Genomic DNA, 26,359 nt, shown 5'->3' with positions numbered 1-26,359 from the left:
GGTCACCTAATGGAAGAACGTCAAGAAATCCAAGAGTTAACGTTAGAAGAAGTGATGGGTGACCGCTTCGGACGTTACTCGAAATATATCATCCAAGAACGTGCGTTGCCCGATATCCGAGATGGCTTGAAGCCTGTTCAACGCCGTATTTTATTTGCGATGAACAAGGACGGCAATACGTTTGACAAAGGATTCCGTAAATCAGCGAAATCTGTTGGGAATATCATGGGTAACTACCACCCTCATGGAGATAGTAGTATCTATGATGCAATGGTCCGTATGAGTCAAGATTGGAAGCTGCGAGAAGTACTTGTGGAGATGCACGGCAACAACGGAAGTATGGATGGTGATCCACCAGCGGCCATGCGTTATACAGAAGCACGTTTATCACAGCTCAGTGGTGAGATGCTCGCTGATATCGAAAAGAATACGGTCGATCTTGTTTGGAACTTTGATGATACTGAAAAAGAACCGACCGTATTACCAGCAAGATATCCCAACCTGTTAGTCAATGGCTCAACGGGGATTTCTGCGGGATATGCGACTGAGATCCCAACACATAACCTTGCTGAAGTCATCGATGGGACGGTCTATATGATCGACCATCCACAAGCAAGCTTAGACAAATTGATGGAATTCATTCCTGGTCCTGATTTTCCAACAGGAGGTATTTTGCAAGGAAAAGATGAAATCAAGAAAGCTTATGAAACCGGTCGTGGAAAAGTCATCTTACGCTCAAAGACCTCGATCGAATCAATCAAAGGAAACAAACAACAGATCGTGATCACTGAGATCCCTTATGAAGTGAACAAGGCAACACTTGTCAAAAAAATGGATGAGATCCGCTTGAATAAAAAAATCGATGGGATCGCAGAAGTTCGTGACGAAAGTGATCGTACGGGTCTACAGATCGTTGTTGAATTGAAAAAAGACGCAAATGCCCAAGGGATCTTGAACTATTTATTCAAGAATACCGAATTGCAGATCAACTATAACTTCAATATGGTCGCAATCGATCACATGACGCCTCATCAAGTCGGCTTGAAAGATATTTTAAGTAGTTACATCGAGCATCGTAAACAAGTGATCACTAAGCGTAGTCAATTTGACCTAGAAAAAGCTCAAAAAAGACAACATATCGTCGAAGGTCTGATGAAAGCTTTATCGATTTTAGATGAAGTGATCGCAACGATCCGTGAAAGTAAAGATAAAAAAGACGCAAAACTTAATTTGGTCCAAATGTTCCAGTTTACAGAAGAACAAGCGGAAGCCATCGTTACATTACAACTTTACCGTTTAACCAATACAGATATCACGGAGTTGCGTCGTGAATCGCAAGAATTGATCGCTCTGATCACGGAATTGAATAAAATTCTTTCAAATGATAAAGAGCTGTTTTCTGTCATGAAAAAAGAACTTCGTGAAGTCAAGAAGAAATACGCTTCCTCTCGTTTGACGATGATCGAAGAGGAAATCGAAGAAATCAAGATCGACACACAAGTACTGGTTGCGCAAGAAGATGTCATCGTCAGTGTGACGCGTGAAGGGTATGTGAAACGGACGAGTCTCCGTTCTTACAGTGCCTCAAAACCAGAAGAAATCGGAATGCGTGAAGGAGACTATCTGCTATATGCAGGTGAACTGAACACCTTGGATCACGTTTTGTTAGTCACGAATAAAGCCAATGTGATCTATCGTCCCGTCCATGAACTGCCAGATTTGAAATGGAAAGATGCTGGGGAGCATATCTCTCAAACGATTTTGAATCTTGCGGTCGATGAATCGATTTTAGCGGTCTTCCCATATCAGAAGATCGATTCTGAAAAAACATTTGTATTCATCAGTAAAAATGGCTTGATCAAACAGACACGGATGACCGATTTTGAACCATGGCGTACGTATAAGAGCCGTCCGTTGAGTGGGATGAAGTTAAAAGCTGGGGAAGATGAATTAGTAGCTGTCTATCTTGAAAAAGAACAGACAGATCGGGATGTTTTCTTAGTTACACATCAAGGCATGGGCCTACGTTACCCATTGACGGAAGTACCTGTTGTTGGCACAAAAGCCGCAGGTGTCAAATCGATCAACTTGAAAGAAGAAGATTATGTCGTCAATGGCTTACTCGTCTTGGCAGAAGGCGATACGCCAATCGTCATCATTAGTCAGCGAGGTGCTGTGAAACGCATGCTTGCACAAGAAATCAGTCAGACTTCTCGTGCCAAACGAGGCGTAGCTGTTTTACGAGAACTGAAGAAACAACCACATCGAGTCGTTTATATGTCTGAAGGACACGCGAAAACGATCACTATGATCAATCAAAAAGGACAAGAAACTACGATCGATCCGACGGACTATCCGATCGGAGACCGTACATCTAATGGCTCTTTTGTCATCGACGAGAAAAAAGGTGGAGAAGTGCAGATGGTCATCGATTCACCAATGATCGAGATTGAGGATTAACTGTTATAGTTTTTTATGGAATAGCCCAAAACTGTATTATTACAGTTTCGGGCTATTCTTTTTATATTAAAAGAAAATTAATACTTGCACAAACAAAATATGAATAGATTCACAAGCTGTAAATGTTGATTTAACAACTTTAATAACTAATATTATTTTATATACACTTTATTTGTTACTAAAAAAACAAGAAAACCCTTGCATTGGGAGCAACATGTGTTATACTTATCACGTAAAAACTGTTACATAAAACAGAAACGGGAGGTCCATACGATGGAACAATGGAATGGATTTAAAGGAACGAAGTGGAAAGAAGGCGTGGATACACGCGATTTTATCCAAAACAACTATACAGAATACCGCGGTGATGATAGCTTTTTAGAAAAACCAACTGAAGCAACTGACAACTTGTGGGAAAAATTACAAAAATTGAATGATATCCAATTTGAACGCAACGGTGTTTACGATATGGATACAGATGTCGTGTCAACGATCACTTCTCACGAAGCTGGCTACTTAGACAAAGACTTAGAACAAGTCGTAGGTCTACAAACAGAAACACCATTAAAACAAGCCTTCATGCCATTTGGTGGTATCAACATGGCAAACCATGCGTTGACAAGTAATGGCTATGAGCCAAAAGAAGAGTTGACACATATTTTCACAGACTGGAGAAAAACACATAACCAAGGTGTGTTCGATGCTTATACAGCAGAAATGCGTGCTGCACGTAAAAACAAGATCATCACTGGACTCCCTGACGCATACGGACGTGGCCGAATCATCGGTGACTATCGTCGTATCGCATTGTACGGAATCGATTATTTAATGGCTCAAAAGAAAAAAGACCATGACAATACTGGCTACCATACAATGAGCGAAGAAGTGATCCGTCTTCGTGAAGAAATCTCAGAACAATATCGTGCATTGGCTCAAATGAAAGAAATGGCTGCAAAATATGGCTATGATATTTCAAAACCAGCTGCAAATGCGAAAGAAGCTGTTCAATGGTTATACTTTGGTTACCTAGCAGCAATCAAATCTCAAAACGGAGCAGCAATGTCTATCGGACGTATCTCTGCTTTCTTAGATATCTATATCCAACGCGACTTAGATAACGGCGTGATCACTGAAAGAGAAGCACAAGAATTGATCGACCATCTTGTGATGAAATTACGTATGGTGAAATTTGCACGTACGCCTGAATACAATCAATTGTTCTCTGGTTTCCCGATCTGGGCGACATTATCAATTGCTGGTATGGGCTTAGACGGACGTTCATTAGTAACGAAAAATGATTTCCGTATGTTGCATACATTAACAAACATGGGACCTTCACCAGAACCAAACTTGACTGTTTTATATTCAGAAAACTTACCTGAAGGATTCAGAACGTATGCAAGTAAAATTGCGATCGAAAGTTCTTCGATCCAATTTGAAAATGATAACTTACTTCGCGAACAATGGGGTTCAGATGACTGTGCGATCGCATGTTGTGTATCTGGAACTGTTGTTGGTAAAGATATGCAATTCTTCGGAGCACGCGCAAACTTAGCGAAAGCATTGTTATACGCGATCAACGGTGGTGTTGATGAGATGACAGGAGCGCAAGTAGGTCCTGAATATCGTCCAATCACAAGCGACACATTAGACTTTGAAGAAGTGAAACACAACTTCATGAATATCATGGATTGGTTAGCTGAGCTTTATGTAAATACGCTAAACATCATCCACTATATGCACGACAAATATTCTTATGAAGCTGCACAATTAGCTGTAATGGATACTGACTTGAAACGTACATTTGCGACAGGTATTGCAGGGATCTCTCACGCAGCAGATAGCTTGTCTGCAATCAAATATGCACAAGTAAAACCAATCCGTAATGAACAAGGGATCACAGTTGACTTTGAAGTGACTGGCGACTTCCCTAAATATGGAAATGACGATGACCGTGCAGATGAAATCGCTGAATGGGTATTAGAATACTTCATGGGCCAAATCAAACGTCACAAAACTTACCGTAATTCAACTCCGACAACTTCATTATTGACGATCACGTCAAACGTTGTTTACGGAAAAAATACAGGTAATACACCAGATGGACGTGAAGCTGGTAAACCGTTGGCACCTGGTGCAAACCCAAGTTACCAAGCAGAACAAAATGGTTTGCTTGCAAGCTTGAATTCAACAGCGAAATTCAATTATGCACATGCTAGAGATGGAATCTCTAACACACAAACGATCAATCCTTCTGGGTTAGGGAAAGACGAAGAAACAAGAATCGACAACTTACGTAACGTATTAGATGGTTACTTCTCAAGAGGCGCATACCACTTGAACGTGAACGTATTCAGTAACGACTTGTTACGTGATGCAATGGAAAACCCAATGAAATATCCAAACTTAACGATCCGTGTTTCTGGATATGCCGTTAAATTCCGTGACTTGACAAGAGAACAACAATTAGATGTATTGATGAGAACGTCACACGACAGAATGTAAGACAACCAACGTAGTGTAAAAGGAAAGACAAAAGTTCCGCATGAGCTTTTGTCTTCCTTTTTTACAAAGAGGTTGTGATTGAAAAACATTGTCCGTGGCTCGAGACGAAAGAAATTAAAGAAAAGAAGTGATTAAGATGGAAGAACAAACAATAGGCTATGTCCATTCGATTGAAACATTTGGGTCTGTAGATGGACCAGGCGTTCGCTTTGTCGTCTTCATGCAAGGTTGTCGGATGCGTTGTGAATTTTGCCATAATCCAGACACTTGGAATATCGGTGGAGGAAAAGAATATACCGCAGAGGCGATTTTAGATCAAGCAGAGCGCTATCGTTCTTATTGGGGTAAGCAAGGAGGGATCACGATCAGTGGTGGTGAACCTTTATTGCAGATCGATTTCCTGATCGAATTATTCCAAAAAGCGCAAGAACGTGGCATCCATACAACGATCGATACGTGTGGGAAACCATTTTCGTATGATGAGCCTTTCTTTTCTCGTTTTGAAGAGTTGATGAACTATACGGACTTACTGTTATTTGACATCAAACATATTGATAATGAAGCACACAAGAAATTGACTCACTGGGGCAATGAAAATATTCTGGAAATGGCTCAGTATCTTTCAGATATCAAAAAACCAGTCTGGATCCGTCATGTCTTAGTCCCTGAACGTAGTGACTATGATGAATATTTGATTCGCCTAGATGCGTTCATCAAAACACTTGAGAATGTCGATCGAGTGGAGATCCTTCCTTATCATACAATGGGTAGATACAAATGGGAGACCCTTGGTCTGGCGTATCCACTTGAAGGGATCGAACCACCGACAAAAGAGCGAGTTGAAAATGCGAAACGTCTTCTTCATATAGAAGATTACACAAAATATTTAACTAGATAGACGTTAACGGAAGGAAGATAAGTATTGCTTCTTTCCGTTTTTTTGCTATTATTGAATAGGAGAAAAGAAAAAGGAGCGAGTCAAATGTCAAAAGTTTTAGTTTTTGGTCATCAAAATCCTGATACAGATGCAATTGGAGCAGCGATTGCATTTTCATATTTGCAAAATCAATTAGGAGTAAATGCGGAGCCTGTTGCTTTAGGCACACCAAGTGAAGAAACACAATTTGCACTAGATTACTTCAAATTAGATGCACCACGTGTGATCTCATCAATCAAAGAAGAACAAGCAGATGTGATGCTAGTGGATCATAATGAATTCCAACAAAGCGTAGCTGACATTGCGGAAGCAACGATCTTAGCAGTAGTGGACCACCATCGTATCGCAAACTTTGAAACAGCAAATCCATTGTACTATCGTGCTGAACCAGTTGGTTGCACAAGTACTATTGTTTTAAAACTATTCAAAGAAAACCAAATTGAGATCCCTAAAGAAATCGCTGGAATCATGTTATCTGCAATCATCTCAGATACTTTATTGTTCAAATCACCAACATCAACAGAAGAAGATCAATTGGCTGCAAAAGAACTAGTTGAGATCTCGGGTGTGGATTTAGAAGCATACGGCTTGGAGATGCTAAAAGCAGGGACAAACCTTAGCGATAAAGCAGCCGAAGTATTACTTGACCTAGATGCAAAAAGTTTTCCAATGGCGAGCTCAAGCGTGCGCATCGCTCAAGTTAATACAGTTGATTTAAACGAAGTGATGGACCGTCAAGCAGAGCTTGAAGCAGCGATGAACGCTGAGATTGCTAAAAACGGTTATGATCTTTTCGTCCTTGTAGTAACGGACATCTTGAACAGCAATTCAGAATTATTGATTGCCGGTGAAAGAAAAGCAGAAGTTGAACAAGCATTTAATGTGAAGTTAGAAAACAATCGCGCATTTTTACAAGGGGTCGTTTCACGTAAAAAACAAGTGGTCCCTCAATTGACAGAAGTTTTCAATTAAGCGACGAGATTGAAAGAAGTGGGAGTGTGACCAGTTGACTGGAACCTCTCACTTTTTTATTTAAACGTCCACATAGAAAGCAGGTAAATCGATGCAATATTTTCATTCTCAAGATGATCGGCGGAAACTGATCGCACAGCCATTATTTCAACCAATGATCGACTATCTGATCAGTCAAGGCACACAAGATATCATCTTGCGACAACTAAAAAAAGAATTTCCCCAGAAAAAAATGGAACATTTTCTTGACCAAATGATCGACAACGGCTTGATCATTCGAGAGAACCGGCGTTATCGCTGTGCCTTTCCAGTGTATGATCAAAAAGATTTTCGAGAGGAAATCGCTCAGTTAACCCAAGAATTGATGCAAGAATTGCTGAAGCAGCCAGAAAGTCAAAGAGCGCTCTTTTTGGCAGAAGAGATCTGGCATTTCTGTCGTGAGACTGAAACAGATTATTTTTATGCGACCGCCTTTTCAGTTCCAACGATCGAACGATTAGAAGCAGGCAATGAAAATTACCGATTTGTAACGCTCCAACAAGAGAACGAAGTTTCTTTGCCAACTTATTTCCATCTTCAAAAACAGCAGACGACATTACCTGAAGAGTTCCAGGCGTTGGGGCAGTTGATCGGCGATGTGAACGAAGCATATTTTTTTGATCAAGTTGAAGTGATCATCGAACGGATTTGTGAAAACAAATACAAAAAACGCCGTGAGTCGATTTTTTTAGATGCGTTATTATTAGCAAATGTCTTGTCCCACAATGAGCAGTATCACTTACTGCTGCCTGTAGTCGAGAATAAGAAAGATTCATTGTTGGAAGAGCGACCATTGGCTCAAACGAGTGTGGAACGTGCCTTTATCAAAGAACAAGCGTTGGTTGCGCTGATGAAGGAGCTAGAGGTAAAATCTTATTCTTACATCAAAAAAATGATTTAAAAAAATCACTGTTCTCCCTATTTGGATGAACAGTGATTTTTTAGTCATGCTGTTTTTCGAAAGTGCCACATCATATAAGCTAAATTACCGATAAACAAGATATCTAGTATATTACTAGTGATTTGAATATTTGCAGAATTGATCGATGGTGCAAATGACAAGATGAACAATGCGACGATACTATAGCAAAAACAGAAAAAAGTACTCATTTGGATAAGCATCGGCATCCTTAATTGCTTAGTGATCAATGAAAAAATAAAGAAAGTGAATATCGTCAAAATCACCACTAAACCATTGATGATGAAGAAAAATAGTGAATCTTGATTGAACGTATACAACATAGCTGTTAAGAGATTCAGTGATTTCAGTATGACGAAAATGATGTTCACTTCATTAAATGTATTCATTTTTTTCTTTGCAAAGTAGGCCGTGAAGCATAACGAGAAAATGAGACCACATAAGGTAGACAAAATCAAGAATGTTGGATTGTCGCTCGATTGGTTAAGCTCAGAATGGTCTAGTAGTAACCAGCCAAATGAGTTGCAAGGTATGCTGGATGTCTTGAAGTAAGCGTAAAAGAAAAAAAGCAAGGCACTCAAAAAGGCAAAAACAGATCCCCAATGTAAATAGGTCGTTGTTTTTTGTTGTATTTGCATAAGGACTCCCATAAATTTAATGATATACATTATAATAACAAAATGATGAGGAATTGTCGACATTTTTTAATAAAACAAATAAATAAACGATGATTTGATGAAAGGGCTTCATCAGATCATCATTTACTTCACATTTATTTATTTTACATTGCTTCGGCGTTTGCGCACTTTTTTTGTCCAGAACCCACCAGAAATATATTTTGGTTCATAAGAGATAATAAAAGCCCGCTCTTCCACTTCTTTGATCAATCGGTAAAGTTCGCGCTCACTTTTACGTGGAGAAAGAATCTCTAATACTAAACGCTCACCTTCAAGTCCTGTCGCAGAAGTTTGTGTCACACCAAAGCCATTTTCTCTAAGAATGATCGGTAAGTTCTTATCTTCAGACGTATTCGCTGGCAAGATCGTTGTTACCATGATATAGCCTAGTGCTAATTTATCTTCGATGGCGATCCCGACACTGATACCCACAGCATAGCCTAGTGCGTAAACGAATAAGTTCAAAGGGTTATCTAAGCGGTCTAAGACCAGCGACAAACCAACGATGTAAATAATGATCTCAACCATACTAACTAAAGGTGCGATATAACGATAGCCTTTCATGGTCAGCATAAAGCGTAATGTATTTAATGTGATGTAAGCGAAATTGATGAAAAAGATCATCGCTAACATTTTTGGATCGAACATGGTAAGAACTCCTTTCTGATTTCTCTATACTCATCATATCAGAAATAATTCAAATGAAGAAAAGAATAAACGTTTATTACTTTAAAAAAATGATAAAATGATTATAATAGAATTATAAAGAGAGTCAGGTGAGCGCGATGAAGCGAATGAACAAGGTCGTTGGAGTCAGTCATATATGTAGTATTTTTCTTAGTATGTATTTAGGCAACAATGCAATCCAACAACCAGTCGAAGCGAATGCTTTGTTATTCCCAATCTCATTGACAGACGGGGTAATATTAAGTATTTTTCTATTCTTAATGGTATTTATTGGAAATATCTTTGGCAGTTTTGCTAGTTTTTTTAAAATGTCTATTTACCCAGTACTATCAATAGGGTTAGGGATCACAGGGGTATTCGCCATGCTATTCTTTGTTAAAAGAATGGATGTTTACACAACTACATTTGGACTATTATGTCTTGTACAAGTGATGTTAGGTTTATGGCTGTCATTACGTTCAGCCAATCTTATGAAAATCAGGTGAATCGATCAGTGAATCCAATTATTTTGAAACGAACAATAAAAAATATCCCAGTCTTAGAAGTGGTCCAAAAAGAGTTGAAGTCAGAAAAAATCCCAGTAGTGATCTATTATCATGGCTGGCAGACGAGTAAGGAACTTGTGTTGACGCAAGGAAGAAAAATGGCAAAAAAAGGAATGAGAGTCTTACTCCCCGATGCCATGAATCATGGAGAACGGAAGCAACCGGTGTCAAAAATCCCTTCCTTTACTTTTTGGAGTAGTATTTACGGCAATCTATTTGAATTCGATACATTGATCGAACATTTAAGAAAACGTGAACTTCTTTCAGACAAATTGGCAGTGGGTGGTGTATCGATGGGTGGCATGACCACATGTGCCTTATTGGCAAAGCATCCTGAGATCACTGGCGGTATCTGCTTGATGGGATCACCAGCACCACTTGAATATGGTAAAGAAATTTCACGTAGAGCGCAAGAATACCACTACAAGTTGCCAGATGATTACTTCGACTTGATTTCATGGGTCAATCATTACGATCTATCGATGCACCCAGAAAAATTAGCCGGACGTCCTTTGTTTTTCTGGCATGGCGAAAAAGATGAGAAAATCCCTTATCAGCAAGTAGCTAAATTTGTAGAAAAAAATAAGGATGAGTCTTACGGCAAGGGCATCGTCTTTCGTGCCTCTTCGGAGAAACGTCATATGGTAGAAGTCCCATTGATGGAAGAAGCTGCAGAGTTTTTGGATGGGATGATGTAGCGTTTCAGCAGCTAAAATGACTGGAAGATTTTACATGAAGAAGATAAACTATTGTATTTATAGATGCTAAAAACAAAGAGATACCAAGAAAACCAACTTTTTGATTTTTCTTGGTATCTACATATTTAGTTCTAGAAAAGTCATTATGAATGGCTTTTTTTTGTTTTCAATATAATAAGATAGGAAATGCCTAAAAAAAGACAACTATAAGCAAGCATTGCTAGTATTGATACTATTGGAATGGAGCCTTTGTTGATATAGCCAACGGCCAACTCTCTAAAGTGATACGTAGGTGTCATTTTAGAAATTGACTGTAACCAAGAAGGAAATTGTTCAGTGGGGAACCATAGACCTCCTAATAAAGCCAAACCTAAGAACAAGATGTTTGCGCAAACGGAAGCAGTTTTTTCTTCTTTAAAATTACTTAGAATTGTCCCAAGGGTCAAGAAAGCAAGAGCACCAAATAATAGTAATAGAGATGAAACAATCCACTCTATAATGGACAACTTAACCCCTCTAAATAAATATCCCGTTAGAAAAACTAATGAGATAGCTAAAATAAAAAGGATAATCATTTTAATGATTTTCACTAAATAAACCTCATATTCACGAATAGGTAAACGGTTGATCAAGGATCTCCAACCATTTTTTTTGTCTTCGATTATTTCAAACGGAAAAGTAAAAAGGGAAAAGCTTGTCAAACTAAAGGTAGTCATAGACATAAGGTATTCTCTCATGAATACTATTTGTATTTCTTCTGTAGGCATCTGTATCATCGCAGTAAATATAATGTAAAAAACTACAGGCATACCAACGCTCATAATAAGATATTTTTTATTTCTAGTCAGCCGTATCATTTCTATTTTTAGAAGATTACTCATTGGCGTCTTCCTTTCTGATTGAATCGATTCCGTTGAAAATAGAATTTAGTAAAGATGTATTCATTAGTTCGATATCATCTAAAGGGAAATCGATAGTAATTAAATCTTTGATGATAGATACTGTTTGATCAAATGAGAAATGTAATTCTACCAAGGATTTTTTTTCATTTAAGAATATATCATGTTTCTGGATAACCTTTTTTAGCTTATGCTGGTATCGTTGATAGCTTTGTAATTCTATCATCAATATTTTTTTTCGTTCCATTATTCTTAGCCTGTAAGGCGTGTCATCCGCGATAATTTTTCCTCTATCTAATAAAAGCACCCTATCCGCACAATAGTCAACTTCTTCGATATAATGTGTCGTGAAAAGAATAGTCGTTTTGTTTGCCTTCAAGCGCTGTATGATATCCCAAAATCGTTTGCGAGTGAGTGTATCCATACCGGCAGTTGGTTCATCAATAATCAATAACTTAGGTTGATTGATTATTGATAAACAGAAGTCAAGAATTCGTTGTTGGCCACCTGAGAGCGTATTTGCGAATTGTTTCAATTGTTCTTCTGTAAAACCTAATACATCATTTATCTTATCAACAGACAGAGGATTGGTGGAAAAGCTTGATACAAACTGGAGTAACTCAGAAACTTTTAAATCATCGGGAAAACTTGTTTTTTGAGGGAGGTAACCAATTTCGCTTTTTGAATATCTATTTTCAATAGAACCACTACTCATTGTATAATTTCCTAAAATAATCTTTATAAGTGTACTTTTTCCTGCACCATTTTTACCTAGAAGAGCAATACATTCATTTTCTTTGATAATTACATTTATATTGTCGAGAATAATTTTTTTTGAAAGTACTTTTTGCAATTGTTCTATAACAATTACTTCAGACATAATGTTCCTCCTTAGATGATAAAATTTAAAGGGTTTATAAAGTATGAGAGTAGATGTTTTTTTTCGAAAGCATTAAAGATGGGTAATCAAATTGAAAGATTGAATTTATTGGAAGACCTAAATTTTCAAAAGTTAACTTGAAATGGCAACACTTATTTTGACAAAAATTATAAATTGTAGTTGCTTGATTACTCTTTTGATCCGATAGCCCTTGATAACGAGCCTCCATGGGTAATCTAATATTCTGATGGGAAAGGGGGGGAGCGTATCTTAATGAATCATGTAATCGTAGATAGTTACACCAATGAACATAGACAAAATGTTGGATCTCCAACTGATATAGGATATCCTTCTTTACTTATGCAATACTCAATTTAAAAAAAGCTTGCAAGAATCTGTTCAATCGTTTGAGTGTCAATTTCTTTTCCTCAATCTGTATAAAATACTGAACGTAAATAATCCGGATAAAGGCTTGTTTCACAGTTCCTTCAATTCTTTCTGTTCAGGAGTATTGTTGTCCTTTTCAGAGAAAGACCAGATATTTTAGTTTGTCTCAACCGCTTGTTGATTAAACAATTATGTAAAGGTGCGACTTTCAAGTCTTGACGTGAAAACATCAATAAGCGTGTTTTTAATCTATACAACTTAATTTTTCTGTCTAGTCTAGTATAGCCTATCCATTCAATTAGGTCATAGTAATTTAAAAAATAAATCCGACTATTTATAAAAATATGTGGGAATATTTATAATATTGAGGGGATTTCGCTAAAAAGCTTCAATATCCTTTATAAACTTGTCTGTTTTAAGCATTGCAATGAAATACTTAAGCGGTTTATACGTTCGGTGGTATTTCTTTATAATAAAATTAGACAACTAAAATCATTTTTTATTTTTCTCCCGATTCTTTGCTATAATGACTATAGTTATGTATTTAGGCATGGAAGGGGAGATTTTATGCCAACGTTAGCAGATGTAGCTAAACGAGCAAATGTCTCAAAAATGACAGTTTCTCGGGTGATCAATCATCCAGAACAAGTGACGGATGAACTAAAAGAATTAGTTTTTACAGCGATGGCTGAGCTTGATTATCGCCCAAATATTGCAGCAAAAGCCTTAGTTTCAAACCGTTCACAAATCATCAAGTTGTTTATTCTTGAAGAAATCGATACGACAGAACCTTATTATATGAATTTACTCATGGGAATCGCTAAAAGAATTGGAAAAGAACATTATTCCTTGCAATTAGTGACCAATGATGCGTTTGATGTCGGGTCTTGTGATGGCTATATCATTACAGGGGTGCGTGAAAGAGATTTTGATTGGATCAATCGCTTGGAAAAGCCAGTCGTCTTATTTGGTGAGAATCGCATGGGCTACGATTATGTCGATAGCGACAATCAATACGGAACTGCTAAAGCGACCCAATATGCTTTAGAAGTTGGTTACCAAACAGTCGTGTATATTGGTATTGATGAAGCAGAGCCTTTTGAATTATCTAGAGAAGCAGGTTATTTAAAAGTAATGGAAGAAGCTGGCTTAACACCGAGAATGTTACGTTTTGATAATCATTCGACCACACCAGAAAAATATATCACCGAGCATTGGGACGAATTTACAGATAAGACTTGTTTTGTTTGTAGCTCTGATCGCTTGGCACTAGGCATCGTTCGTGGTATCACGCAAGTAGGCGGGCAATTACCAGAGCAATTTGGAGTGATTGGTTTTGATGGCGTATTTCTTGATCAAATCAGTTCGCCCAAGCTGACGACCGTCAAGCAAGGCATTATTCGGATGGGTGAAGTTTGCGGAGAAATGCTACTGAAAAAAATTAGCGAAAAAGGAGCGAGTCAAGGATATCGCCATTTTTTCCCCGAGTTGATCATTCGTGAAACGACAAGAAAGCGATAAGCGACTAACGCTTAGCTATAGAAAATACAAGATTTATGCTATTATAAGAGAAAGTCCACTTATAAAGGATGGTTTACATGACAGAAATCAAACGAAAACATTTTCGCTTCCCTGCCTATGATGATCACATCGGCGTGAAACTGAAAAATGAAAATAGACGTGTATTGTTCGACGGTCAAGATGATCTGATGACAGATACGAGCGACAAGCCATTGTTTGAACAAATCAATGAATTTCATTTTGAGGATTACTCAAAAAAAGAAAAAAACAGTCATGCGACAGTCAATGTTCGACATGCTTCGACACAAAAAGAAAATCTAGCCAAACATAAACAAAATTTGCCAGATTACAGACAAAGCAATACGACGAAAACAAAACGAAACAGTCAGACGAGTTTCGGTTATGCTCGTCGGAACAGCACGTCAGAGCAAAGACCACCACAAGAGAAAAAGTCTTCATCGCGAAGCGTATTCAATAGCTCTGTAAGAGAACGGTCTTATTTTGTACCTAAATATGTGCCAGCTTCAATCATTCCTGATCAGAAGAAAAATAAAATCTCTGAAGAAGAACTGATTGCTTCGATCAAAAAAGAAAAGAATGCGTATCTTCTATTTGAAGCAGAAAACACCCCATATGATGGAAAACAAAGCGTAACAATGGACGAGAAGAAACATCCAAGTAAAAAAAGTCATGGGGTACTAGATCGTTCACTGGAAGGCTTGATCAATGAACAAGGCGATTCTTTGAATGGGAATGGCTATTTCAACTAAGAATCAATCAATTACGAAAAAAGTTGATTCCTTCAACGATTCAGTCAAATGAAAAACAGGCAAGGCTTGTGCTAAATTGTTTGAATGTTGGAGTGAAACAGCTTTTTTGTCGATCGATCAGATAACTTGAACGGAAAGAAGGCGAAAGATGATGGCTGTTCCCTCATCAATGAAAAGATTTGGTTTTACTCGTGACACACCTTACCCACGATTGGTTGAAGAAGAAATCGTGACGCCAGAACCTGGCGAACATGACTTGTTGATTGAAGTCGTTGCTCTCTCAATCAACCCTGTAGATACAAAGCGAAGAGAAATCGTTAAAGCAGAAACCTTTACAGTCTTAGGTTATGATAGCGTGGGTTATGTACGAAAAGTAGGCACAGCTGTGACAGATTTTAAAGTGAACGATCGTGTCTATTATGCCGGTACGACGCAACGCGGAGGCAGTCAGCAAGAGTATCAATTAGTTGATGCGCGCATCGTTGCGAAAGCACCACAGAATCTGACGGACGAAGAGGTCGCTGCGATCCCGCTGACTGCATTGACTGCGTATGAACTGCTATTTGAAAAATTCCATCTGATTCCGCAAAAAGGAGCAAATGAAGGCAAAGAATTATTGGTGATCAACGGAGGCGGTGGCGTCGGTTCGATCATGACACAGTTAGCAAAATGGGCAGGTATGAAAGTCTATGCTACCGCTAGCCCGCAAAACTTTGAATGGCTGGAAAAAAATGGCGTAGATGTTCCTTTAGATTACCATCATTCTCTCTATGACCAATTAGCAGAAGTTGGGGGCGAAGGTGTGGATCATGTTGCTGTACTCTATGATATCGAACCTTATTTATCAGAAATAAAAAAAATCATTCAACCACTCGGGCATATCGGGATGATCGTCAATACAAAAGAAAAAATCGATCTAAATGGCTTTAAAAATGATTCGATCAGCTTCCATTGGGAGTATGTGTTTACAAAAACGGATCATGACAAAGAAATCGCCACACAAGGAGCGATTTTAAAGAAATTGGCGCAACTCTTTGAAGCGAACCAGCTCCATAGTCATGTCACAACGGTTTACTCAAAGGGCATCACCAGAGCTTCACTTGAACAAGCGATGGCGGCAGTTAGTAAAGGAAGCCAACAAGGAAAATTAGTAGTCTCTGGTGGATTCCCAAAGGCGGCTCACTGATTCAACAAAACAACTGACAAGAAAAAAAGAGCTACATCCTTAAATAGTCATGCTATTTAAAGGAGGTAGCTCTTATTGTATGAAAATGGCTTAATCTAAGTAAGGTTCTTCCATAGGTTCTAATGGATTCACTGTTGCTGTTGTAGATGTGATTTTTTTGAAAGGATTTGAGATTCTGAGATACTTCACTTTATTCAATGTATAAGATAAAATCGAACAGCTTAAAAGAGTATACGCAAAATGAGTGAAATCCAAATACATCAAAGAGACAATTAAAATACCAAAAGTGATAATAAATAGGCTTTTGCCAATATTTACATGGTAGTATTTTTCAATCGCTTGATAAATGATATCTGTTCCGCCTGTACTTCCTCCAAAACGAAAGACTAGCCCGCAACCGATCCCCGAAAGAACCCCGGTCATTAGACTATTCACAAGCAAGTTTCCGACAGCAAAATGAACGTTCAGATTTTCCCATACATGTAAAAAGAAGACCAAAGAAAATGTTCCGACTATCGTTCGAATAAATGAATGTTTTCCAAAAATAAATAAGGAAACCAACAATAAAGGTAAATTTATGATCAGCGAGGTGATAGAGGGCGCAAAGCCAAATAAATGATTTAGTAAAAGAGCAATACCTGTAACACCACCGTCAGCTAATTTTGAAGGGAGATTGATTCCAGTGACTGCCAATCCGTAAAGAGCTGCCCCTAAAATAATTCCACATAAGTCTAATAAAAATTTGATATGTTTCATCTCTAACCTCTTTTCTTTTTGAAAATTTTCAGCAATCTTTATATTACACTGAACAACTCTATTTATTCAATAGGAAAATGGAAAAAAATATACATAAAGAAGTATATTTTATTTCCTTCAAGATTTTCTCAATGAAAACTGGAAAAATTCTTGGTAAACATCTCATCGTCCTTTATTTTGAAAACCAGAAAAGTAGTGCATGAGTAAAAAAGAAGCATTTCTATATAAAAAACAGCGATTATCTTATGAAATTTAACGATTATGATGTCAAAACAACCGATTTTTACTTTTTTGGTCACGGACACTCAAGATAAAGTATAATATTTATTGAACAAGCCAGTAAACAAGTATCTCCCCCACGAGATTTTAAACGTTACTGGCTGTTTTTTTTTGCCCAAAAAGAAAACTTCTACTTTACAAAGGGAACGATTGTTCGTATAATAGAAGTGCGAACAATCGTTCGGTATAAAATCTTAGAGGTGATCGAATATGCAATCAATGAGACGTTTAGGTGCAATGTTGTTGATTTTATTTTTTGGTATTATTATAGGCAATTATGGGTTACAAACAGCATTGTTGATTTTTCTGCCTTCATTTGTACTGTGGTTTGTAATGTGGGATGAAAAAAAGTATCGACAAACCGAACGAAAACGCAGATATGAAGAAAATTTTTATCAGCAAGGAACACCCTATCATTCCAAATAACTCAATAGAAAACGCCACTTGCAATCGGTTCTCACCAACGACTCGATTGCAAGTTTTTTTTTAAAACAACTTAGTTGGGAATTTGCTTGGCTATGTTTATACTTAAAGGAGAACGGAAAGGAAGGTCATATGAATACGTTTATCGAAACGCTCAGTGAGAGAAAAGAAGAGTTACTTGCAGCTACATTCCAGCACTTATCTATATCATTGATTGCCTTACTGATCGCCGCAGTGATTGCGATCCCATTGGCTATTTGGGCAGTAAGCCACAAACGAATGGCAGAATTTTTATTACAAGTCACAAGTGTACTGCAAACCATTCCCTCACTTGCACTTTTAGGATTATTGATTCCATTTGTGGGAATCGGGACATTACCAGCATTGATTGCTTTGATTTTATATGCATTATTACCCATCTTTCAAAGTACCTATATTGGCTTAGCAGAGATTGATCCGTCGATTGAAGAAGCTGCGGTTGCTTTTGGCATGTCGCGTTTTAGAAGATTGATCAAAGTAGAATTACCCATTGCACTTCCTGTAATCATCTCAGGAATTCGAACAGCTTTAGTGTTGATCATCGGGACGGCAACATTAGCTGCATTGATCGGTGCTGGTGGACTAGGAACGTTTATCTTACTAGGGATCGATCGGAATACACCGGTATTAACATTGATCGGGGCGATCAGCTCTGCGCTATTAGCGATCATTTTCAGTAGTTTGATCCGTTTACTACAACATCTGAGACCACGTTATACAATGCTTGTATTAGGGTTGATCTTGACTGTGGTCGCCGGGGCTTCCATTTATCAGACCAGCTTCTTTAAGCAAGAAAAAATCACGATTGCTGGTAAACTCGGTGCCGAACCAGATATCTTGATCCAAATGTATAAAGGACTGATTGAAGAAGAAACTGACGCGGAAGTCGAGTTAAAACCTAATTTCGGAAAAACGAGTTTCTTATTCAGTGCTTTAGAAAATCAACAAATCGATATCTACCCGGAATTTACAGGAACAGTATTGGAGAGTTTAGTTCAAGTTCCCGATACATTAAGGGAGAAAAAATTAACAAAAGAGGAAACCTATCAAGAAGCCAATAAACTGTTGAGTGAACAGTTCTCAATGACACTATTAAAACCAATGGCATACCAAAACACCTATGCACTTGCTGTGAAACGTGACTTTGCAGAAGAAAATCAGTTGCGTACGATCTCTGATCTAGCTAAAATTGAAAATCAAATCAGAGCAGGTTTCACTTTAGAGTTTATTGACCGTGCAGATGGCTATAAAGGAATACAAGAGCTTTACCAATTGGACTTCCCTAGCGTTCAAAGTATGGAGCCAAGTTTACGCTATCAAGCAATAAATAATGGTGACGTGAATGTCGTTGATGCCTATTCGACCGACAGTGAATTAAAGCAATATGATTTAATCGTTCTGGAAGATGATCGCGGCTTGTTCCCAACTTATCAAGGTGCGCCATTGATGAATGAAGATTTTGCAAATGAACATCCGGAAGTTGTGACTGCTTTAGAGAAGCTTAGCGGAAAAATCACGGAAGAACAGATGCAAACGATGAATTATCAAGTAAACGTCGAGAAAAAACAACCTGCTGAAGTCGCACGACAATTTCTAGTTGACCAAGGATTGGTGAAGGAGGGAAATAATTGACCGAGCTGATTGAATTTAAAAACGTACAAAAAAACTTTGGTGACAAGTATGCCATTAGACAATTAGATCTTTCAATCGAAGAAGGGGAGATCTTTGTGTTGGTCGGTCCTTCTGGAAGCGGGAAGACGACTTCGCTAAAAATGATCAATGGACTTTCTTTACCAAGTAACGGAGAGGTGTTTTTCAAAGGTAAATCTTTGAAAAACTATAATTTGCAAAAAATGCGTTGGCAAATGGGGTATGTCTTGCAACAAATCGCATTGTTCCCAACCATGACTGTGAAACAAAACATCGAAGTGATCCCTGAGATGTTAGGCTGGGAAAAACAGAAACGTTCTGAAACGTCGGATCAGTTACTGGCGAAAGTTGGCTTAGATCCAGACATCTATCGTGATCGAATGCCCCAAGAATTATCAGGAGGAGAACAACAACGTGTCGGGATCGTCCGAGCGTTGGCTGCTAATCCTGAGGTGATTTTGATGGATGAACCGTTCAGTGCGCTTGATCCACTTTCCCGAACATCCTTGCAAGAGTTAGTTCTTTCACTTCATAAAGAGTTAGGGACAACCATTGTTTTTGTCACACATAATATGGAAGAAGCCATAAAATTAGGCAATCGAATCGCCGTAATGAAAGAAGGCGAATTGATCCAATGTGATACCCCAGAACGATTATTACTACACCCTGAGAATGATTTTGTTCGTAGCTTCTTCGAGGAATCGATCCAAGACAAAGCTCAGACAGTTGAACAAGTCATTTTGGCTGGTTTTTTTGAAAAGGAAATCACTGAACAACAAAGAGCGGTAGAACTTGATACACCTTTACAGCAATTGTTTGCTCAATTGGAAGAAGTAGAAAAAGTCAGCGTATATAAACAAGAGACGCCGATTGGAGAAATCTCTAGAAAAAATGTATTTGCATTTTTAAGTGGGAAGAAAAGTTGATTCACTTGAATACTTCTGTGATAAAGTGGATTTTCTATGTATATAACTTTAACCAGATAACGGAGGAATCATCTAAAGTTATTTAAAACATCTTTAAGATAACGAAATAAATAAATGGTCGAGTAAAAGTTGAAATGAACGCAGCTTTTACTCGATCTTTTAGTGTGATGGATGTATTTTAATTAATAATTAAAAATATCTCATGTTATCTTCATTTTTCTGTAGACATAAGAAGATTTATATTCTAAAATTATGATTAAGTAATAGTACATACTTTTTAAAATAATGTGGTATAAGTAGTAACAAGGGGATAGTTTTGAATTTTAATATCATAAAAAAATGAAAAAAGACACAGGTGGGGTGTTATTTTTTTGATTATAACTGTGCTTTTTTATTAGATTTGGGGGAGTAAAATGAAAGGAATATTAAATAAACAAAGTACAAGGCAATTAGCATTACTAGAATTGCTGTGGGAAAATGAATGGTTAACTGTATCAGAAATCGTCCAGGTCATCGGGGGAGTGGAGAAGACGATACGAACAGATATCAAACATTTGAATGAAATAATCAAGCCGCTTAAAATTGAGACTTCTTTTAAACATGGTGTTTTCTTAGATAAAACACTAGGTGTATCAAAGACACATCTTTATTCTTTGTTCTTACAAAACTGCATCGAATGTCAGATCATCGAAGAAATTTTTATCCATCCGAATCTGACTAAAGGCGAGTTATGCGATCGGCTATTTATTTCAGAAACGCAGTTAAATCGATTACTGACAAAGCTAAATTCAGTATTAGATAAATTTTCAATACAAATCAGTCATGAATTGAAAATCGAAGGTTCAGAGATAAATATTCGCAAATTGTTTGCTAGCCTGATGTATGAAAAATATCTTTCAGCGGAAAATTTGCTTTTAAAAGAAGAATTCAAGTTGATCGATCGGTTGATCCAACGTTTCTATGAAGAAAACGCAACGATCATTGAAATGAATGATCAACATCATTTTCTGTTGAATAAAATCCATTTAAAAGTACTAGCTGCATTATACCGTTGTCGGCAGGGAGAATTTATAGAGAAGAAAGCAACCGTGTTTAACTATCAAACTATTTTGGATGACGATGGATTGAAACAAAAATGTCAAGAATGCTTTGAGATAGAACTGAATGAAGACATATTATATAACTTATTTGCAAATTATTGCGAACCTTTCAAAGTGACAAAAACCTGTCATCAGTTAGGTATCGAACAATCATCATTACATAATCAAATGGAACAACTAATCAAAGATTTATCACAACGATTCAACATTGAGTGTGGCCATATCGATACTTTGATCAGTGATATTTTATGGAGTAGTTTTCGAATCATTGGGCCAACTTTTATTTTGAACAATGTGATTGAAGAATTCGTCTTGGAATTGATGAGTGAAAATCAAACGATCATGTTTGAATTAAAAGAAAGTTTTGCAGCAATCTATGAAGATCTTGATCTCAAACCTTTTGACAAGAAAAATATGGTGTATCAATCGATATACAGTTTGGTGACTCAGTGGTCGGATTTTCGTATCGAGATGAAAAAAACGCATAGAATCAAAGCAGCATTGATCTTGGATGTTCCAATCGGTCATTTGCGCATGTTGAAAGAAGAAATTGAAATGCACTTCAGAAGCGCTTATTCGGTTGACATCTTATCGCCGTTCGATCAGTTCAGTCAAGCGAAGTTAGAAAAATACGACTGTGTATTAACGGATATTTTTACGATCCGCGGCGCAATCGAGCAATCAAGGGTCATTGGCATCCCACATTATTTCGATAATGAATTTATCAACAAATTACATACTTTTATTATAAAGAGAAAAGAAAGTATCCAGTTATTTAGGAAAGAGCTAGTGATTTAAAATATACTTTAAAATCCAATTTATTAGATATGCCATAAACTGGCATATCTTTTCTTGTTTTTTAGCAATCGTAATAGGGTAGAAAGGAGATATACACGAATTCTGATGGTCGATATAGAGAAGTGGTCTGTCTTTTTATTAACTATACCATTTTTTAAATGATAGAATTATTGACATTGATAAAACAAATTTTCATGACTTTTAGCGTTATTTTACCAAGCAGTCGGTAGATTGAGATTATTTTTAGAGAAATCACTATGTTAAAAATGATGTAGACGTTCAATATTTTTTGTTTGGAGAGGTGGAAAAGAAATGAGAGAAATCTTAGATGGACGTTTAAAACGTCAGTTGAAGATTTTGGAAATATTATGGGAAACTCAGTGGGTGACAACAGCCGAATTAGCTGAAATGATCGAAAGCTCAGAGAAGACGACAAGAAATGATCTTTCACAAATCAACGAGATGATCGAACCACTGACGATTGAAACCTCCTTTAGATCAGGAGTATTGTTAAAGAAAAATTTAACTACACCAAAAGCATTCATATATTCAAAAATATTAAGTAAAAGTTTGGAATATACCTTACTTGAAACGTTGTTTTTTAAGAAAGTAGCTTCAAAAGATGACCTAAGTGATAGTCTATATATATCTGAAACACAGGTATCGCGTATTATCAATCGAATCAATCAAGTGATCAGTAAGTATGATTTTAAAATCAATAATCATCTTGAAATTGTTGGAAATGAAGGGAATATCAGAGATTTTTTTTCTGCGTTTTTTTCAGAAAAATATAATTTGCCTGAGAATATGATGGAAATGAAAGATATCTCATTGATCAATGATATTATCGAAGTGTTTGTGAAAGAGAATACGATTTGGGCATTAGTCAATAATGACAATCATTTGTTTTTAGGAAATATGAAATTCCACTTATTCATCTGTTTTATCCGACTAAAGCAAGGATATAATTTACTCTCATGGAACGTGCCTTTTATTTTCCAGCATTTCGCCAATGAAACAGAATTATTAGGCCGAATCAATGAAAATTTCGCTGTTCATTTGAAAGAGGAGAATCTCCAACAGCTATTCTACGAGTTTTATCAACCGATCCATCCGACTTTGCGTTTACAATATCTAAATATTGAAGTTGATGCAGTGGATCAAAAAAATAAAATTAATAAAGTGATCGGCTATTTAGAAAAACAGTTCGGGGTCGTTTGTGAGAATCGAGATCAATTGACTCATGATATTTATTGGACAACGATGAACACAGTAAAGCCAACCTATATTTTACATAATAAGAAAAAAGAATTTTACCTAAACGTAAAAAGAGATAGTTCAACACTTGTCAAAGATTTAGAAGACCGTTTTTTTGAGATCTATCAAACATTAGGACCATCATTTCACATTTACATAGATGAAATGATCCATCAATCTATCTTTAAATTATTGACATCATGGTCAGATCTATGGATTCAAGTACGTAAACAAAAGGTGAAACTTCATGTCGCACTGCTGTTAGATAGTTCTTATGATCATATGCGTATGCTCAAAGAAGAAATCCAGTTTTACTTTAGACATAATATTGATATTGAGATTTTAAATCCTGCGACGAAAATACAAAATGGCTATTTACAAAAATTTGATTGTGTCCTGACAGACATCTATTCAAATGATTATTTTGAAGTGCCTACTCTTGGAATATCTAACTACTTAGATGAAGCAATCATCAACAAATTGGTGGATTATTATCATATCAAAGTGGATGAACTTGCAGAGATATAAGACGGTTTGAAAAAACGGCTACATCCTTAATAAGGGACATTCTATTAAAATTTGCATTTCATGACACAACTATTTCTCAAATAGGGAAATATTGAGAAAAGTTCGGACTGGTTGGTTAAAATAATATATTATTAAATTTAGCGAAGGTTCTTAGAAATACAAGAATGCTATTTTAACGCTGTTATATGTGGTTAAATAGTTGATAATAGCAGTTGTATTTTATATTTATCTGCAGTAAAAATAACTGCATATTCTTATTTTATTTACCAAACTAACGGTAAAACTTGGTTTTAAAAGTGCTAGTTTTTTAAGGATAATTGTTTTGTGGGAAACGTGTCGTTTACATAGGAGGTGAAGGGTAAGATAAAAAAAATGATGTACTACATGGTAGGTGCGTTGCTGTTATGTGTTATGAGTCCAACGATCTATCATGCTCAACAATCAGAAATACAAACGGTTCATGTCGAAGCAACGATCGGCGATTTAGGAAATAGTTCCGAAAATCAAGACGACACAGGGCAGGATACCCAAAATGGAGAACAAAAAAAGGAACAACAAGCTACAGTTCCAGTGTCAAGTAAAAGTAAAGGTTCTTCCTCTAAATTCCCACAAACTGGTGAACATTTGACCAATGGAATTGCCTTGATCGGTTTATTGCTTACTCTTTTTTCGATAGGATCGTTTTATACGTTCAATCAAAAGGAAGATCGACTACAAAAAATTAATTGAAATAATGTTTATTATTTCTGCAAGGAGAGAAACATAATATGAAAAAGCTAAGTAATTTAGCGATCGTATCAACTATCTTATTGAGTGGTTTAGGACTTGGATCTTTAAATGCTGCTGCTGCTGATTTGGGCTGGATCCCTGGACAACCTGACAATACACCTGGTCAGACGATCAAAGGTGACGATAAAGCAGACGTTCAAGTTTCAGGTTGGATCGGTGAGTGGGATCCAGTTGATCCGGAAGATAAACGCTATATCGATATCACGGTTCCTACGACTGTAAGATATGCGAATTCGATGGCAGATGACGGCACGCCTCAACCAGAAATCGTTTCGCCGTTATATTCAATGACAAATAATTCAACTTCACATAGAGTAATGATCGAAGTAGATAGTTTTGCGGAGACAAGCTCAACTGGTATCACTCAAGACTTGTTCTTTACACCACTAAATGAAGCGGCAGTTCGCTTGCAAAGTGCTTCTGGACAATTCTTGAATACTCGTACTTATTTAACAACAATCGGAACAGGACAAACAAAAGCTTTAAGATTTGAAGGGGCGATCACTAGTCCATTCCAACAAAACGTGATCGTGACACCTGCATATACGATGTCATTCCATTTCACTGCATTAGCTAACTAAGTTCACAAATATTGAGAAGTATCCATTACCTAATTCTTTAGAAAAGGATCTAAATAAATATACTTTTCAACTAGAAATTGAGAAAGGAGGTTGAGAGAAATGGCACATAGTAATATTAAAAACAACAATCGTAGTAAAAAGAAGAGAACATATATCTTATTTTCCTTGCTTATCTTCAGTTTGATTGCAGGGATTGGCGGATACCTTTATTTTAATCAATCTCCTCCTCAAGTAGTGGTAGGATTGCCAGATTTAGATGATAACCTGACAAGATTGAGTAATGAAGATATTTTAAAAGCGATGCAAGATCAAGTGGATAAAGACAAAATGCGTATCCTCTTGAAGCATGATATAGAAATCGATGCACAAGGAAAAGCGAGTGTCGATGTACGTAATAACGGACAGAACGCATTCAATATCCAAGTAGAGTATTATTTAGTCTCAAACAATAAAATATTGTACAAATCAGGATTGATTCCACCAAACAATCGAATAGACTCTATCCCTTTTGAGAATCTACCTGATGAGGGCAGCCATGATGTCAGAATCTTATACAATATTTATAACGAACAACAATTGGTCAATACAACGACGATTGACGGTACGATTACCATTAGTTGATGGTCATCAAATAAAGAAATATTATACAAAAAACAGGAAGGATCGGAAAATAGATTATCTATTTTCGGTCCTCCCTGTTTTTATTTTAGCTCATTATTAAGTGATAAAATCACTCGTTCTTAGTACCAACCGTTAGCTAACCAGAAAGCTTTTGCTGCGTCCCATGAGCCATAACGAGAGGCAACATATTGTTCTGCAACTCTTTCTTGGTTGGCAGCTGAGTAGTCACCATTCAAGTAAGAAGAGTCTAATTGGTAACGACCGATGTAGCGTCCGTTTGTTGCTGTGTAAGAACCGCTAGATTCTTTTTGTGCGATCCATTCTTTGGCATCGTTTGTACCAGTCGAAACTGCCACTTCAGCAGCAGGAGCTTGTTCAACAACTGGTGCTTGTTCGACTACTGGAGTTTGTTCCACTACAGGTGTTTCCACAACTGGAGCAGTTTCTTGAACAGGAGCTGCAGGAGCTTGAGTAGCTACAGGAGCTGTTTTTTGTTCGCCAGTAGGAATAGTTAGTTCTTGACCTGAAAA

24 protein-coding genes are annotated in these 26,359 nt (G+C 37.1%); 18 read left to right on the top strand and 6 right to left on the bottom strand.

Annotated elements, in window-relative coordinates:
• Window positions 1-9 precede the first annotated feature (9 nt).
• From parC to JZO83_RS10190, 5 genes are all read left to right on the top strand, one after another.
• Window positions 10-2,460 (top strand): DNA topoisomerase IV subunit A, encoded by a 2,451-nt coding sequence (parC, locus tag JZO83_RS10210; protein WP_207115674.1) that lies wholly within the window; start codon window positions 10-12, stop codon window positions 2,458-2,460.
• A 273-nt stretch (window positions 2,461-2,733) separates the two neighbouring features.
• Entirely contained in the window at window positions 2,734-4,965 is a 2,232-nt protein-coding gene (pflB, locus tag JZO83_RS10205) for a formate C-acetyltransferase (RefSeq protein WP_206857446.1), read from the top strand.
• Window positions 4,966-5,101: 136 nt separating this feature from the next.
• Window positions 5,102-5,863: a pyruvate formate-lyase-activating protein gene (gene pflA, locus JZO83_RS10200; protein ID WP_206857444.1), complete on the top strand. Its 762-nt coding sequence runs from the start codon at window positions 5,102-5,104 to the stop codon at window positions 5,861-5,863.
• 84 nt (window positions 5,864-5,947) lie between these two features.
• A complete protein-coding gene (locus JZO83_RS10195) occupies window positions 5,948-6,874 on the top strand; it encodes a manganese-dependent inorganic pyrophosphatase (protein ID WP_207115673.1) in 927 nt (308 codons plus the stop codon).
• Window positions 6,875-6,965: 91 nt separating this feature from the next.
• Window positions 6,966-7,814 (top strand): DUF1803 domain-containing protein, encoded by an 849-nt coding sequence (locus JZO83_RS10190; protein ID WP_207115672.1) that lies wholly within the window; start codon window positions 6,966-6,968, stop codon window positions 7,812-7,814.
• Between the two features lie 44 nt (window positions 7,815-7,858).
• Here JZO83_RS10190 and JZO83_RS10185 read toward each other — a convergent pair whose 3' ends face one another.
• Window positions 7,859-8,470: a hypothetical protein gene (locus JZO83_RS10185; RefSeq protein ID WP_207115671.1), complete on the bottom strand. Its 612-nt coding sequence runs from the start codon at window positions 8,468-8,470 to the stop codon at window positions 7,859-7,861.
• A 138-nt stretch (window positions 8,471-8,608) separates the two neighbouring features.
• Window positions 8,609-9,157 (bottom strand): DUF2179 domain-containing protein, encoded by a 549-nt coding sequence (locus tag JZO83_RS10180; RefSeq protein ID WP_206857435.1) that lies wholly within the window; start codon window positions 9,155-9,157, stop codon window positions 8,609-8,611.
• A 137-nt stretch (window positions 9,158-9,294) separates the two neighbouring features.
• Here JZO83_RS10180 and JZO83_RS10175 point away from each other — a divergent pair, with 137 nt between their 5' ends.
• On the top strand, window positions 9,295-9,681 hold the full coding sequence (locus tag JZO83_RS10175; protein WP_206857434.1) for a hypothetical protein: 387 nt from the start codon (window positions 9,295-9,297) through the stop codon (window positions 9,679-9,681).
• An 8-nt stretch (window positions 9,682-9,689) separates the two neighbouring features.
• Window positions 9,690-10,439, top strand: a complete 750-nt coding sequence (locus JZO83_RS10170) for an alpha/beta fold hydrolase (RefSeq protein WP_207115670.1) — start codon at window positions 9,690-9,692, stop codon at window positions 10,437-10,439.
• Window positions 10,440-10,582: 143 nt separating this feature from the next.
• Here JZO83_RS10170 and JZO83_RS10165 read toward each other — a convergent pair whose 3' ends face one another.
• Complete coding sequence (locus JZO83_RS10165) at window positions 10,583-11,320, bottom strand: ABC transporter permease (protein WP_207115669.1); 738 nt, start codon at window positions 11,318-11,320, stop codon at window positions 10,583-10,585.
• Window positions 11,313-12,218, bottom strand: a complete 906-nt coding sequence (locus JZO83_RS10160) for an ABC transporter ATP-binding protein (protein WP_242542584.1) — start codon at window positions 12,216-12,218, stop codon at window positions 11,313-11,315. The genes JZO83_RS10165 and JZO83_RS10160 overlap by 8 nt, the downstream gene beginning before the upstream one ends.
• Before the next feature lie 954 nt (window positions 12,219-13,172).
• On the opposite strand from JZO83_RS10160, the gene JZO83_RS10155 reads away from it, so the two are divergent.
• The 3 genes from JZO83_RS10155 (at window position 13,173) to JZO83_RS10145 (ending at window position 16,082) form a co-directional block, all read left to right on the top strand.
• A complete protein-coding gene (locus JZO83_RS10155) occupies window positions 13,173-14,126 on the top strand; it encodes a LacI family DNA-binding transcriptional regulator (RefSeq protein WP_207115668.1) in 954 nt (317 codons plus the stop codon).
• Window positions 14,127-14,203: 77 nt separating this feature from the next.
• Window positions 14,204-14,896: a hypothetical protein gene (locus JZO83_RS10150; RefSeq protein ID WP_206857420.1), complete on the top strand. Its 693-nt coding sequence runs from the start codon at window positions 14,204-14,206 to the stop codon at window positions 14,894-14,896.
• A 148-nt stretch (window positions 14,897-15,044) separates the two neighbouring features.
• Entirely contained in the window at window positions 15,045-16,082 is a 1,038-nt protein-coding gene (locus JZO83_RS10145) for a zinc-binding alcohol dehydrogenase family protein (RefSeq protein WP_207115667.1), read from the top strand.
• 90 nt (window positions 16,083-16,172) lie between these two features.
• Here JZO83_RS10145 and JZO83_RS10140 read toward each other — a convergent pair whose 3' ends face one another.
• Complete coding sequence (locus JZO83_RS10140; RefSeq protein ID WP_206857416.1) at window positions 16,173-16,838, bottom strand: YitT family protein; 666 nt, start codon at window positions 16,836-16,838, stop codon at window positions 16,173-16,175.
• Window positions 16,839-17,327: 489 nt separating this feature from the next.
• Here JZO83_RS10140 and JZO83_RS10135 point away from each other — a divergent pair, with 489 nt between their 5' ends.
• From JZO83_RS10135 to JZO83_RS10100, 8 genes are all read left to right on the top strand, one after another.
• Window positions 17,328-17,543 (top strand): hypothetical protein, encoded by a 216-nt coding sequence (locus tag JZO83_RS10135; protein ID WP_206857414.1) that lies wholly within the window; start codon window positions 17,328-17,330, stop codon window positions 17,541-17,543.
• A gap of 129 nt (window positions 17,544-17,672) precedes the next feature.
• Window positions 17,673-19,211: an ABC transporter permease/substrate-binding protein gene (locus JZO83_RS10130; protein ID WP_207115666.1), complete on the top strand. Its 1,539-nt coding sequence runs from the start codon at window positions 17,673-17,675 to the stop codon at window positions 19,209-19,211.
• Window positions 19,208-20,155 (top strand): ABC transporter ATP-binding protein, encoded by a 948-nt coding sequence (locus tag JZO83_RS10125; RefSeq protein WP_207115665.1) that lies wholly within the window; start codon window positions 19,208-19,210, stop codon window positions 20,153-20,155. Before JZO83_RS10130 ends, JZO83_RS10125 begins: the two co-directional genes overlap by 4 nt.
• Window positions 20,156-20,568: 413 nt before the next feature.
• Window positions 20,569-22,053 carry a helix-turn-helix domain-containing protein gene (locus JZO83_RS10120; protein WP_206857409.1) on the top strand — a complete coding sequence of 495 codons (1,485 nt, stop codon included), beginning with the start codon at window positions 20,569-20,571 and terminating at the stop codon, window positions 22,051-22,053.
• A gap of 312 nt (window positions 22,054-22,365) precedes the next feature.
• A complete protein-coding gene (locus JZO83_RS10115) occupies window positions 22,366-23,838 on the top strand; it encodes a helix-turn-helix domain-containing protein (protein WP_207115664.1) in 1,473 nt (490 codons plus the stop codon).
• Window positions 23,839-24,210: 372 nt separating this feature from the next.
• Window positions 24,211-24,567, top strand: coding sequence for an LPXTG cell wall anchor domain-containing protein (locus tag JZO83_RS10110; RefSeq protein WP_242542582.1), 357 nt, complete (start codon window positions 24,211-24,213; stop codon window positions 24,565-24,567).
• 38 nt (window positions 24,568-24,605) lie between these two features.
• Window positions 24,606-25,208: a hypothetical protein gene (locus tag JZO83_RS10105; protein ID WP_206857405.1), complete on the top strand. Its 603-nt coding sequence runs from the start codon at window positions 24,606-24,608 to the stop codon at window positions 25,206-25,208.
• Between the two features lie 99 nt (window positions 25,209-25,307).
• Window positions 25,308-25,829, top strand: a complete 522-nt coding sequence (locus tag JZO83_RS10100) for a hypothetical protein (RefSeq protein WP_206857404.1) — start codon at window positions 25,308-25,310, stop codon at window positions 25,827-25,829.
• Between the two features lie 119 nt (window positions 25,830-25,948).
• On the opposite strand, the gene JZO83_RS14430 is transcribed toward JZO83_RS10100, so the two are convergent.
• Window positions 25,949-26,359, bottom strand: a 411-nt coding sequence (locus JZO83_RS14430) for a peptidase M23 (RefSeq protein ID WP_242542580.1), incomplete at its 5' end; no start/stop codon positions are given.

Origin of the sequence: Enterococcus sp. DIV1298c (assembly GCF_017316315.1) — a bacterium.
Lineage (GTDB): Bacteria > Bacillota > Bacilli > Lactobacillales > Enterococcaceae > Enterococcus_B > Enterococcus_B mangumiae.
The sequence above is the reverse complement of the archived record's forward strand: the minus strand, read 5'-3'. Positions and strand labels throughout refer to the sequence as shown.